This window comes from Duffyella sp. Ts4, from assembly GCF_051851875.1.
Classification (GTDB): Bacteria; Pseudomonadota; Gammaproteobacteria; order Enterobacterales; family Enterobacteriaceae; genus Duffyella; species Duffyella gerundensis.
Map to the genome: position 1 here is coordinate 259,469 of NZ_JBLYPN010000002.1, position 12,607 is coordinate 272,075.

13 protein-coding genes are annotated in these 12,607 nt (G+C 55.4%); 4 read left to right on the forward strand and 9 right to left on the reverse strand.

Annotated elements, in window-relative coordinates:
- Positions 1-60: 60 nt before the first annotated feature.
- Positions 61-1,293, forward strand: coding sequence for a peptidase T (pepT, locus tag ACJY2L_RS04150; RefSeq protein WP_439213008.1), 1,233 nt, complete (start codon positions 61-63; stop codon positions 1,291-1,293).
- Positions 1,294-1,494: 201 nt separating this feature from the next.
- On the forward strand, positions 1,495-1,917 hold the full coding sequence (uraH, locus tag ACJY2L_RS04155) for a hydroxyisourate hydrolase (protein ID WP_439213009.1): 423 nt from the start codon (positions 1,495-1,497) through the stop codon (positions 1,915-1,917).
- A gap of 75 nt (positions 1,918-1,992) precedes the next feature.
- Here uraH and ACJY2L_RS04160 read toward each other — a convergent pair whose 3' ends face one another.
- From ACJY2L_RS04160 to rluE, 8 genes are all read right to left on the reverse strand, one after another.
- Positions 1,993-3,120, reverse strand: coding sequence for a ribosomal protein uL16 3-hydroxylase (locus tag ACJY2L_RS04160; protein ID WP_439213010.1), 1,128 nt, complete (start codon positions 3,118-3,120; stop codon positions 1,993-1,995).
- Between the two features lie 55 nt (positions 3,121-3,175).
- On the reverse strand, positions 3,176-4,636 hold the full coding sequence (phoQ, locus tag ACJY2L_RS04165; RefSeq protein ID WP_439213011.1) for a two-component system sensor histidine kinase PhoQ: 1,461 nt from the start codon (positions 4,634-4,636) through the stop codon (positions 3,176-3,178).
- 3 nt (positions 4,637-4,639) lie between these two features.
- Positions 4,640-5,308, reverse strand: coding sequence for a two-component system response regulator PhoP (gene phoP / locus ACJY2L_RS04170; RefSeq protein WP_439213012.1), 669 nt, complete (start codon positions 5,306-5,308; stop codon positions 4,640-4,642).
- 97 nt (positions 5,309-5,405) lie between these two features.
- Complete coding sequence (gene purB / locus ACJY2L_RS04175) at positions 5,406-6,776, reverse strand: adenylosuccinate lyase (protein WP_067429730.1); 1,371 nt, start codon at positions 6,774-6,776, stop codon at positions 5,406-5,408.
- A gap of 42 nt (positions 6,777-6,818) precedes the next feature.
- Positions 6,819-7,460 carry a high frequency lysogenization protein HflD gene (hflD, locus tag ACJY2L_RS04180; RefSeq protein WP_439213013.1) on the reverse strand — a complete coding sequence of 214 codons (642 nt, stop codon included), beginning with the start codon at positions 7,458-7,460 and terminating at the stop codon, positions 6,819-6,821.
- Between the two features lie 45 nt (positions 7,461-7,505).
- A complete protein-coding gene (mnmA, locus tag ACJY2L_RS04185) occupies positions 7,506-8,615 on the reverse strand; it encodes a tRNA 2-thiouridine(34) synthase MnmA (RefSeq protein WP_439213014.1) in 1,110 nt (369 codons plus the stop codon).
- A 48-nt stretch (positions 8,616-8,663) separates the two neighbouring features.
- Entirely contained in the window at positions 8,664-9,137 is a 474-nt protein-coding gene (locus tag ACJY2L_RS04190; protein ID WP_067429739.1) for an NUDIX domain-containing protein, read from the reverse strand.
- A gap of 37 nt (positions 9,138-9,174) precedes the next feature.
- Positions 9,175-9,801 (reverse strand): 23S rRNA pseudouridine(2457) synthase RluE, encoded by a 627-nt coding sequence (rluE, locus tag ACJY2L_RS04195; protein ID WP_439213015.1) that lies wholly within the window; start codon positions 9,799-9,801, stop codon positions 9,175-9,177.
- 132 nt (positions 9,802-9,933) lie between these two features.
- On the opposite strand from rluE, the gene icd reads away from it, so the two are divergent.
- Both icd and ACJY2L_RS04205 read left to right on the forward strand, forming a co-directional pair.
- Positions 9,934-11,184, forward strand: a complete 1,251-nt coding sequence (gene icd, locus ACJY2L_RS04200) for an NADP-dependent isocitrate dehydrogenase (RefSeq protein ID WP_439213016.1) — start codon at positions 9,934-9,936, stop codon at positions 11,182-11,184.
- Between the two features lie 327 nt (positions 11,185-11,511).
- Complete coding sequence (locus ACJY2L_RS04205) at positions 11,512-11,640, forward strand: hypothetical protein (RefSeq protein ID WP_262385532.1); 129 nt, start codon at positions 11,512-11,514, stop codon at positions 11,638-11,640.
- A 41-nt stretch (positions 11,641-11,681) separates the two neighbouring features.
- On the opposite strand, the gene ACJY2L_RS04210 is transcribed toward ACJY2L_RS04205, so the two are convergent.
- On the reverse strand, positions 11,682-12,038 hold the full coding sequence (locus ACJY2L_RS04210; protein WP_067429748.1) for a hypothetical protein: 357 nt from the start codon (positions 12,036-12,038) through the stop codon (positions 11,682-11,684).
- Between the last annotated feature and the right edge of the window lie 569 nt (positions 12,039-12,607).

Consider the following 12,607-nt stretch of genomic DNA (forward strand, 5'->3'; position numbering starts at 1 on the left):
ACAAGGCGAAGCGCCGCCAGGACGTCAATAATCACAACGGCCTGTTCTGAGGGATAAATAATGACACAATTACTTGAGCGTTTTTTAGATTACGTCGCGATTGAAAGTCAGTCACGACCGCAGGCACGGACTGTACCGAGCTCGGAAGGGCAGTGGCTGATGGCCAGAAAGCTGCAGGAAGAGCTGCTGGCGCTGGGCTTTGTTGACGTGACGCTAAGCGATCACGCGGTGGTCATGGGCACCTTGCCCGCCAATGTTGACTGGCCCACGCCGGTGATTGGCTTTATTTCCCACATGGATACGTCGCCTGATTTCACGGCGAAGCACGTTGCACCACAAATTATTGAAGACTATCGCGGCGGAGACATTGCGCTGGGCAACGGTGAAGAGGCGCTATCGCCGGTGATGTTCCCGGTGCTGCATCAGCTGATTGGCCATACGTTAATTACCACCGACGGTAAAACGCTGCTGGGCGCTGATGATAAAGCGGGTATCGCTGAAATCATGACCGCCATGGCGGAGCTGGCGGCCAGCGATCGTCCACACGGTGCCATTCGCGTCGCCTTTACACCGGACGAAGAGATCGGCCGTGGCACCGCGCATTTTGATGTCGAAGGTTTTGGCGCCGACTGGGCCTACACCATGGATGGCAGCGGCGTTGGCGAGTTTGAATTTGAAAACTTCAATGCTGCCTCCGCCACGGTGGTGATTAAAGGTAACAATGTGCATCCCGGCTCGGCAAAAGGCGTGATGGTCAACGCACTGGATCTGGCAATGCGTTTTCACAGCGAGCTGCCACCGGGCGAAACGCCGCAGAACACCGCGGGCTATGAGGGCTTTTTCCATCTGCATCAGGTGAAAGGCGGCGTTGAGCAGGCGGAGTTACACTATATCGTGCGTGATTTTGACCGCGATAATTTCGAAAAGCGCAAACAGCTGCTGGTGGATCTGGCGAAGCGTTTGAGCCGCGGCCTGCAGGTGGATTGTCATATCAACGTGCAGCTGGAAGATACCTATTTCAACATGCGCGAGAAAGTGGAAATCTATCCGCACATTATTGAGCTGGCGCTGACCGCGATGCGTGACTGTGGCATTGAGCCACAGGTTAAGCCGATTCGTGGCGGTACCGACGGTGCATCGTTGTCCTGGATGGGGCTGCCATGCCCGAATATCTTTACCGGCGGCTATAACTATCACGGCAAGCATGAGTTCGCTTCGCTTAACCAGATGGCGCAGGCGGTGCAGGTGATTGTGCGCATCGCAGAGCTGGCGGCGGAGAAAAAATCGAGCTGATGTTCGGGCGGGCGGCACCTTCGCGTTGTCGCCTGCATCATCGCATTTCCTGCCACGCCCACAGAAAGATTGTTTGTTCCACTCGGTTATTATTTTCCCACCTGTCGGAAATTTCACATTTTAATCGCTAAATGCGTCCGCGCTGCGTACCTGCATTACACTCGCTTCATCTGCTCATCAATGAATAAAAGGAATAACAATATGAAAATCACTCACGGTTTATATGCGGGCGCACTGATGGCTATTTCCGTAACGGCGGGCGCAGCAGAACCAACGGCAATGAAAAATCCGCTGAGCGTACACGTTCTTAATTTACAGACCGGCGTGCCGACGGCTGATATCACAGTGGAACTGGAGCAGAAACAGCAGGATAAGTGGGTGAAGCTGGCCAGTGGCGTGACCGATAAAAATGGCCGCATCCCGGCGTTATATCCGCAGGATAAGCCTGTCGCCAGCGGCATATATAAAGTGGTGTTTAAAACCGGCGATTATTATCAGAAAATGAAACAGAACACCTTCTTCCCGGAAATCCCGGTGATATTTACCATGGAAAATAAAGGCGAGCATTACCATATTCCATTACTGCTGAGTCAGTACGGTTATTCTACCTATCGTGGTAACTGATCGACAATAACGGCGATTTCCGCGCGGTCAGGCGGTAAGAAAAGGGCGCTCAGAGTAGAATGAGCGCCCTTGCTGTTACTCTTCTTCGCTAAAATACCAGTAGCCGCTGTTCACCAGCGCCGCCAGTTGTGCCAGCACGGACGGATCGTCCAGCGCCTCGCCCAGCTGCGCAATGCCAAGGGTATGATGATGGGCCAGCGCAGTTAACACTTCCGGACGCGCGCACTCAATCTGCTCGCCGTTAACAAACACCGCACCTTCCAGCGTCAGCACGCGCAGGCCGCCAAGGCGACTCAGGGTGTCACCCTGTTGCAGCGCATCATAGATCTCATCAGGCTGATAAGGCGGTTCTGGCGGAGCCAGATCCAGCTCGTGACGCGTCTGCGAGATAAACTCACCAAACCACTGCTTAAACTGCTCTGGCTGCTCGATCACGTCGATCATCAGCTGGCGAATGCCTTCTATTTCCTGTGGCAGGATGGTGGAAGGGCAGTCGCGCGCCGGAACATCAGGATCGGTAAAGCGTTTGCCGCCCAGCTCATGCGCCAGCACGTAATCCGCAAAGCCGCTGATCAATTCGCGGCCGCTTGGCGCGCGAAAACCCACGGAATAATTAAGCGCATTTTCCAGCGACCAGCCTTCGTGCGGGAATCCCGGCGGAATATAGAGAATATCGCCCGGCTCCATCTCTTCATCGATGATGGCGTCGAACGGTTCGACCTGCAGCAGATCGGGATGCGGGCAGTGCTGTTTCATGGGCACTTTGTCGCCTACGCGCCAGCGACGACGACCCATGCCCTGAATAATAAAGACATCGTATTGATCTAGGTGCGGGCCGACGCCACCACCCGGCACCGAGAACGAGATCATCAGATCGTCGGTGCGCCAGTCCGGCAGTGCACGGAAGGGCTGCATCAGCGCGGCCGACGGCTGATGCCAGTGGTTAACCGCCTGCACCAGCAGCGACCAGTTGTTCTCACCCAGATGGTCGAAGCTCTCAAACGGGCCGTGACCCACCTGCCAGTTGCCGTCCTGATGGCTGACCAGTCGGCTGTCGACCTCATTTTCCATCGCCAGCCCGGCCAGCTCATCAGGAGAGAGGGGATCGACAAAGTTTTTAAAGCCGCGCTTCAGCAGTACCGGGCGTTTTTGCCAGTAGCGCTGGATAAAGTCGGGCCAGTCGAGATCAAGCTGATAATCCATAAGACATTCCATTCAGGCGATAAATTGCAGCAAGTATAACAGTGCCAGCCGCTTTCTACTCGTGGTGATGCGCCACTTCCTGGCGTCCAAAGGTGACGACCATGCGCGCGCCGCCGAGTGGGCTGGTTGACGCCACGATTTCGCCGGCATACTGCTCCAGAATATCGCGCGCCACCGCCAGCCCCAGCCCCTGACCGGGGCGCAGCGTATCGGCCCGCTGGCCACGCAGGAAAATCAGCTCGCGCTTGCTTTGCGGAATGCCGGGACCGTCATCTTCAACCCGCAGCGTCAGACTTTCGCCATGTTGCTGAGCGCTGACCTCAACAAACTCAAGGCAATATTTACAGGCGTTATCGAGAATGTTGCCCATCACTTCCATAAAATCATTTTGATCGCCGAGGAAGACCGTTTCCGGTGAGATATCCAGGCTGATCGATACGCCTTTACGCTGATAGACCTTGTTGAGGGCGGAGCAAAGACTGTCGAGCAACGCTGACGCAGAATGCAGTTCGCGCTGCAGCGGATTGTGATCGGCCTGCATGCTGGCGCGATGCAGATAGTAGCCAATCTGCTGTGAGATGCGGCTGATCTGCTCCAGCATCACCGGCTCCGCTTGTTCCACGGTAAAATTTTTACCGCCGCGTAGCGAACGCAGCGTGCTTTGTAACACCGCCAACGGCGTTTTCAGGCTGTGGGTCAGATCGGCCAGCGTGGTGCGATAGCGGGTATAGCGCTGCCGCTCGTTGTCCAGCAGCAGGTTAAGATTGCGCACCAGGCTAACCAGCTCTTGCGGGGGATGCGGATCGAGCGATTCTCGCTGATTGGTTTCCAGCTCGCGGATCTGACCGGCCAGATGACCGATCGGCCGCAGGCTCCAGTGCGCCGCCAGCCAGAGCAGCGGGATTACCAGCAGCAGGTTGAGCGCCAGCACATAGCTGAACCAGGACCACACCACGTCGGAGTGCTGCAACTCCTGCGGAATGGTATCCACCACCACAATGGTCAGCGCGGGCAGATTAGTGGTCGCCTCATAGCGATTGACCGCCACCGAGTGGGTAAACGTGTCATCGCCGTTACCGTCGTAGGCGTGCAGTTTTTTCTGTGAAGCCTGATCGTTTGCCAGCGCTTCCTGGCTGGTGCGATTATTGGTATCGATTTCATAAAAGTCCGGCTTTTGTAGCCATTCCGGGCGGATCTTTTGCCGAATCTTTGGCACATCGCGCTGCTGCCAGAGCAGCTTGCCGCGCTCATCATAGATAAACACCAGCGTCGGAAAATTCAGCGTCATGCGTTCCGGTTGGGCGATGGTCAGCTTCTGGTTCTGCCACTGCGCCAGCGTATAGAACAGGTTGCTCTCACCGCGCATCACGCGATAGGTGTTTTTATCGAAGCTCACCACGTAACCGATCACCGCTACCAAACCGTATGAGAGCGACAAAAACAGCACCACGGCGGCGGTAGCGAGCAGGAAACGGGCGCGCAGGGAAAAAGGGCGCTGGCGGTTAAACAGCTTCATTGGTCAGAGATCAAAGCGGTAGCCCTGACCGCGCACGGTAGTGATGACATCACCCTCATGTTCAGCCTGCATCTTCTTGCGCAACCGACCCATTAATACATCGATAGTGTGGCTTTCGCGTAGTTCGGCGTCGGGGTAAAGCTGCAGCATCAGCGAATCTTTGCTGACGACTTTGCCAGCATTGCGGATCAGCGTCTCAATAATGGTGTATTCAAAGGCGGTGAGTTTGACCGGCTGCGCGTTAATCGCCAGTTCGCGGCGTGACAGATCAACCTGAAACGGCGGCAGGCTGATAATTTGCGAGGCGTGTCCGCTGTTGCGGCGCATCAACGCTTGCAGGCGCGCGGCGACCTCTTCGATGTGAAAAGGTTTGGTAACGTAATCATCGGCACCCGCTTCCAGCGCCTCGACTTTCGCCTGCCAGCCTTCACGCGCGGTCAACACCAGCAGCGGCTGCTTAACGCCCTGGCCACGCCAGCGGCGGATCAGCGCCATACCATCTTCGTCAGGCAGGCCGAGATCAACCAGGGCGATATCCGGCGCATGCTCGCTGAGAAAATAGTCAGCTTCTTTCGCATCTTCTGCGGCGTCCACCTGATGACCCATGTCGCGCAGCTGCACGGCAAGATGATGGCGTAATAATGCATTGTCTTCGACAACCAGTACGCGCATAGCGTTGTCCTGTATTCCGGAGTGAGGGAGCAAAGTATAAAGGCGAGGAGCTAAACAGGATATTAACGCGAGCCAGGGAGACTGGCTCGCAGAAAGATTATTTTAATTCATCAACCATTTTAATGGCGCGGCCGATGTAGTTGGCGGGGGTCATCTGCTTGAGACGGGCTTTCTCTTCTTCCGGCAGCGCAAGGCCGTCGATAAAGGCCTGCATGCCCGCAGCGTCAACGCGTTTACCGCGCGTCAGCTCTTTGAGTTTTTCATACGGTTTTTCGATGCCGTAGCGACGCATCACCGTTTGTACCGGCTCGGCCAGCACTTCCCAGTTGTGATCCAGCTCATCCAGCAGGCGTTCACGGTTCACTTCCAGTTTTGAAATGCCTTTCAGCGTAGCCTGATAGGCGATCAGCGCATAGCCCACGCCGACGCCGAGGTTGCGCAGCACGGTGGAATCGGTCAGATCACGCTGCCAGCGGGAAACCGGCAGTTTGCTCGCCAGATGCTGCATCATGGCGTTAGCCAGGCCGAGGTTGCCTTCGGAGTTTTCGAAGTCAATCGGGTTGACCTTGTGCGGCATGGTGGATGAGCCAATCTCGCCAGCAATGGTTTTCTGCTTGAAATGGTTCAGCGCCACGTAGCCCCAGATATCGCGGTCGAAATCGATGAGGATCGTGTTGAAGCGCGCCATGCAGTCAAACAGCTCGGCAATATAGTCGTGCGGCTCAATCTGCGTGGTATACGGGTTCCAGGTGATGCCCAGCGAGGTAACAAAGGCTTCACTGAACTGGTGCCAGTCTACTTCCGGATAGGCGGCGATATGCGCGTTGTAGTTGCCAACGGCGCCGTTGATTTTGCCGAGGATTTCCACGCGCTCCAGCTGGCGCAGCTGGCGTTCCAGACGGTAAGCGACGTTGGCCATCTCTTTACCCATGGTCGACGGCGTGGCCGGTTGGCCGTGGGTGCGCGACAGCAGCGGAATATCGCGGTACTGCACGGCAAGATCTTTCACCGCATCAACGATCTGATGCCAGTAAGGCAGCACCACGTCGCGACGGGCGGTTTCCAGCATCAGCGCGTGGGAAAGGTTATTGATATCTTCAGAGGTACAGGCGAAGTGAATAAATTCAGAGACCGCATGCAGCGCGGGCACGCTTTCCACTTTTTCCTTCAGAAAATATTCCACCGCTTTCACATCATGGTTAGTGGTGCGTTCGATGGTTTTAATGCGCGCGGCGTCAGTTTCAGCAAAATCAGCCACGATTTGGTCAAGGTAAGCGTTTGCGTCAGCATCAAATGCAGGAACTTCCATGATCTCTGCGGTCGCAGCCAGTTTTTGTAACCAGCGAACTTCAACCTCAACGCGAAATTTCAGCAGGCCATATTCGCTGAAAATGCCGCGCAGCGGACTGACTTTATCGCCGTAACGACCATCGACCGGTGAGACGGCGGTCAGAGAGGATAATTCCATCGGTGCAACTCCTGAAACGTTTGACAGTAAGCGTCGGCCTGATTACCAGGCCGGACCCAGTTTTTCCAAAATAGCTTTCGCCTCGTTAACGAGGCGGGAACGCGAAAACATCAGCTGCAGTCGTCCGCCGCCCGCCTGTTGCCAGAGCACGGCGCTGCGAATGCCAGCCAACAGCGTGGCGCGCACTTTGCTCTGTACCTGTGAATTTTGCAGGATAGCGGTGGAGCCGGTGACCTGAATGCGCGGGCCAAGCGGGCTAATGACATCAACATAGATGCCCGCCATGGCGCTGAGAATGGTGTCTGATTCCAGCGGATAGTGCGCCAGTTGTCGGTCGAGCTGGGCAATGCGCTGGGCAAGATCGTTCATTGCCTGCTTGTTGCCGTGCAGCTTGCGCTCCAGCACCATCAGGCTCAGGGTATAACGGGTGAGTTCAGCGCTGGCGCCCTGACGGCTCGGCGAATTCAATACCGCAATCAGGCTTTTCAGCCCGAGGCGCAGGTTGGCAGGATCGTTACCGTAGACCGCCAGCGTGGACGACGGATTCAGGTCGAGCAGGCTACGCAGCGAAACCTCCAGCGCGGCGTTGTCCGCCTGACCCTGATGCGCCAGCTGTTGAACCAGCTGGGCTGACTGACAGATGCCCGCCAGCGCCAGAGTAATATCAAAATAATTTTTAGCCACGGTTACTCCCGTTTACGCGTTGCCGTTCGCCAGCGTCCGACGTCATTATGATACAAACGGCACGCGCTCTTCGATGATGCCGCCGCCAAGGCAATGCTCATCAAGGTAAAACACCGCTGACTGGCCCGGCGTCACCGCCGCTACCGGCTCATCAAAGCGCACTTCAATACGATCGTCAGCCAGCGGCGTGACGGTGCAGGGAATATCAGCCTGACGATAACGGGTTTTCACCGTACAGCGCAGTGGGGCGGTCAGCGGCTCACGGTCGACCCAGTGCAGCTGCTGCGCAATCAGGCCCACTGACATCAGGCGCGGGTGATCGCCGCCCTGGGCCACGATCAGGCGATTGCTGGCGACATCTTTGTCGACCACATACCAGGGATCGTCGTTGCTATCTTTCAGGCCGCCAATGCCCAGGCCTTTGCGCTGGCCCAGAGTGTGATACATCAGACCCTGATGTTCGCCGACTACCGCGCCATCAACGGTTTCAATGATGCCTGGCTGCGCAGGCAGATAACGCGCGAGGAAATCGCGGAATTTACGCTCGCCGATAAAGCAGATGCCGGTTGAATCTTTTTTCTTCGCGGTGACCAGCTCCAGCTCTTCTGCCAGGCGGCGCACTTCTGGTTTGGCCAGTTCGCCGACCGGGAACAGGCTTTGCGCAATCTGTTCGTGGCTCAGGGTGTAGAGGAAATAGCTCTGGTCTTTGTTGTCATCCAGCCCGCGCAGCAGGCGGCTTTTGCCGTCCACATCCTGACGGCGCACATAGTGGCCGGTGGCGATGAAATCGGCGCCGAGATCTTCCGCGGCAAACTCGAGGAAAGCTTTGAATTTGATCTCTTTGTTGCACAGGATATCGGGGTTCGGCGTGCGGCCCGCCTTATACTCTTCAAGGAACAGCTCAAACACGTTGTCCCAGTACTCGGCGGCAAAGTTTATTTTGTGCAGCTTCATCCCAAGCTTGTCGCAGACCGCCTGTGCATCTGCCAGATCGTCCGCCGCGGTGCAATATTCCTCACCGTCATCTTCCTCCCAGTTCTTCATGAACAGGCCTTCGACCTGGTAACCCTGCTGCTGCAGTAACCAGGCGGAAACGGAAGAATCGACGCCGCCGGACATCCCGACGATCACTTTTTTCTGGCTGTTGTCAGACATGGGCACTCACGCTACTCGAAATGAAATAAAAACAGGCGACATATGCTATCACGCACCTGCGCGTTGCGCACCCTCGCTAAACGGCCACTGGAAGGCGCTAATCAGCGTCAGCGGGTAGCGCACATTTTGCTGCCAGAGCCGCACGCTCTCCGCTACCAGCGGCGATCGCAGGTTAGGGGCCTGTAACACCGCCGTTGGTGGCAGCCACAGGCAGCGCGTAATGTCGCTGTCCTGTGGCGCGGTGGCGGCCATCTCAGGCAGATCCAGGCTGAAAAGAAAGCGCACAAAAGGCGTATTGTCGGGGGCGATCCACTGCTGAACGGCGAGGAAATGCTGCGGCGTGGCGGCAATGCCGGTCTCTTCCCACAGCTCGCGTTCTGCCGCCTGAATCAGCGTTTCATCCGCTTCCAGGTGACCGGCCGGTTGATTCAGCGTCGGCTTGCCGTGCACCCACTCTTCCACCACCAGTAGCTGACCTTGCGCCTGCACCAGCGTGGCGACGGTGACATGAGGTTTGAACATCTCTTCTCCTGATTAGATAACCTGCCGTTATGGCGTATTACGCCGTGGGGTGATAGTCGCGCCATTCGCCGGGTGCCAAATCCTCCAGCGACATGTCGCCAACCGCATAGCGAATCAGACGCAGCGTCGGAAAGCCAATGTGCGCGGTCATGCGCCGAACCTGACGGTTGCGGCCTTCGTGCAGGGTGATTTTCAGCCATTGCGTCGGGATCGATTGTCGTTCACGAATCGGCGGATTACGCGGCCAGAGCCAGGCGGGTTCCGCCACCGCTTCGGCACCTGCCGGTAAGGTTGGGCCATCTTTCAGATTAATGCCATCACGCAGGCGTTGCAGCTGATGCGCTTCGGGCACGCCTTCGACCTGAACAAAATAGGTTTTATGCGTGCGCTTACCGGGCTGGGTAAGGGCCGCCTGCAGCGCGCCGTCATTGGTCAGCACCAGCAGGCCTTCACTGTCGCGGTCGAGCCGACCAGCGGCATAGACGTCGGCGATCGGAATATAATCCTTCAGTGTTTTGCGTCCCGCTTCGTCGGTAAACTGCGGCAGCACGTCATAGGGTTTGTTAAAAAGAATGATGCGTTGTGGACCCGTGACCCGACGGGCCGGGGCGCGCTTGTCGCTGAATCGTTTAAGGCGATGATGTTTAACAGGAGTTTGTCGCATGGGCTTTGCAGTCTGTGAGAATGGGCGCATTATAACGCGAAATTGCGATGATTGGCGCGACGTGAATATTCAAGTAGTATTGACGCGCATCTTACAAATCATTAACAAATAGAGCGCTCGAAGGAGAGGTTAATGGAAAGCAAAGTAGTAATTCCGGCGGAAGGTCAAAAAATCACCCTGGATCAGGGCAAGCTGGTCGTGCCAAACAATCCGGTTATTCCTTACATTGAGGGTGACGGTATTGGTGTCGACGTATCCCCTGTGATGCTGAAAGTGGTTGATGCCGCTGTGAAAAAAGCCTACAACGGCGAGCGTAAAATTTCCTGGATGGAAATCTTTACCGGTGAGAAATCGGTTGAACTGTACGGTCAGGATGTCTGGCTGCCGCAGGAAACCCTGGATTTAATTAAAGAATATCGCGTGGCTATCAAAGGCCCGCTGACGACCCCGGTCGGTGGCGGCATCCGCTCCCTGAACGTGGCGCTGCGTCAGGAACTGGACCTCTACGTTTGTCTGCGTCCGGTGCGCTATTACAAAGGCACGCCAAGCCCGGTTAAACGTCCTGAAGAGACCGATATGGTGATCTTCCGTGAGAACTCCGAAGATATCTATGCGGGTATCGAGTGGAAAGCGGGCTCTGCGGAAGCAGACAAAGTGATCAAGTTCCTGCGCGAAGAGATGGGCGTGAAGAAAATTCGCTTCCCTGAGCAGTGCGGTATCGGCGTGAAGCCGTGTTCAGAAGCGGGCACCAAACGTCTGGTGCGTGCAGCGGTTGAGTACACCATCACCAACGATCGTGACTCACTGACGCTGGTTCACAAAGGCAACATCATGAAGTTCACCGAAGGTTCTTTCAAAGACTGGGGCTACCAGTTAGTGAAAGAAGAGTTCGGCGGCGAGCTGATCGATGGCGGCCCATGGATGAAGTTCAAAAATCCAAACACCGGTAAAGAGATCACCGTTAAAGATGTGATTGCCGATGCATTCTTACAGCAAATCCTGCTGCGTCCATCTGAGTATGACGTTATCGCCTGTATGAACCTCAACGGCGACTACATCTCTGATGCGCTGGCTGCACAGGTTGGCGGTATCGGTATCGCACCAGGCGCCAACATCGGTGATGAATGCGCACTGTTTGAAGCGACCCACGGCACGGCGCCAAAATATGCCGGTCAGGATAAAGTGAACCCAGGTTCCGTGATCCTGTCAGCAGAAATGATGCTGCGTCACATGGAGTGGTTCGAAGCGGCTGACCTGATTGTAAAAGGTGTTGAAGGCGCTATCGCTAACAAGACCGTGACTTACGATTTCGAACGCCTGATGGAAGGTGCTAAGCTGCTGAAATGTTCAGAGTTTGGTGATGCGATCATCGAAAATATGTAATCGCGTTCTGTGAGAACAACAACGGGAGCCAGCAGGCTCCCGTTTTTTTTGCCGTCGGTAAGGCTTTCACACATCGCATGTTGGCGGCCACGATCTGATACATCTTTCTTCCCCGCGCATCCGCAGTCTGATCTATTCTTGAGACCAGCGGCTCATCCGCCACCGTTGTGCTTTGTTATCAGCGCCTGATGGCTGGCGCCAGAGATTGGCGAGGAATCAGCATACGGGTCGCATTTTTGTTGTGCGACAGCGGTAATGGCCTGGCCATTACGCGATAATCAGGCGAACATCTTTTTGTGTATTTAACGAATGACTGGCTGGAGAGTTATGAAAAGCGTGCTGCTGTTGGTTTCTTGTTTGCTGCTTGCCGGTTGTGGCATGGGTATCACCTCCCTGATTCCGTCCAGCGATGTCTGTCCAAGCGGCATCGACAGCGTCACCGGGCAGTGTCGTTAATATCGACCGGCCTGCGCCGATAGTGAGCGCAGGCCAGCAGCTTAGCGGCAATGCTGAACAATGCTGAGGCGGTCAGCAAGCACCGTTTCTCCCATTTCAAACGTCTTATAGAAGCGCATATCGGTGCCGCTGCCTTGCGGCGTCAGGTCGACAAACATCGACTCTTCCCATGTATAAACGGTCGTTTTGCCCGGTTTCATTTCCGTATGCGACGTATCATCCTTAGCAATCACCCTCGACGTTGACCAGCCTGAATAAATACACTGGCTAAGCGCCTCCATGCTTTTGCTACTGGATCCCTGCCAGCTTGGCTGATTCAGCCGGGCATCTTCGACGGAAGAGGTACAGCCCACAACGGCCAGCGGTAAAATAATGGCGAACAGTTTGTTGTAAATCATCTTAACTCCTTCGCGCCTGGCGCGTCAGTGTTGCGGGAATAGCCAATGATTTGATCGTTGTTCTCTGCATTACGCCTTTATCGGTTTGCTTTGCTCCTTGATCTGTCGCCTGACGGGATACGCACGGCGCTCCTATTTTTGACTATAGAGCAGCTGGCTGCTTCATGCTGGCAGGAGAGGAGGGATTTCGCGAAAAGAGGGGCAGGGAAATGCCGTATTTGAGATCGCCATAAAAAAATCCGGCACGAGGCCGGATTTCCAATATAACAGTATGTCGCCTTTAGCCGTCAAATATACAGCATCCGCATTGGGGTGCGAGCCGCTGTCACCATGTGATGCTGACCTTGTGAGTAAGCCATGGCTGACGTAAAAAAGACAGAACGCAAAAAGCGTTAATCAACGTCGAAACTCTTTTTCTTTATAGTCCGGCAACATCGCCGGGTGCTGTGTCTAATCTTTGCACAGACATAATAACAAGATTAATCCGATTGCAAAAGAGAAATAATCTATTTTATTTCATATTTTCTTTTTTACCGCCGCACCTTAAAAATGACGTTAAGCGGCGGCAA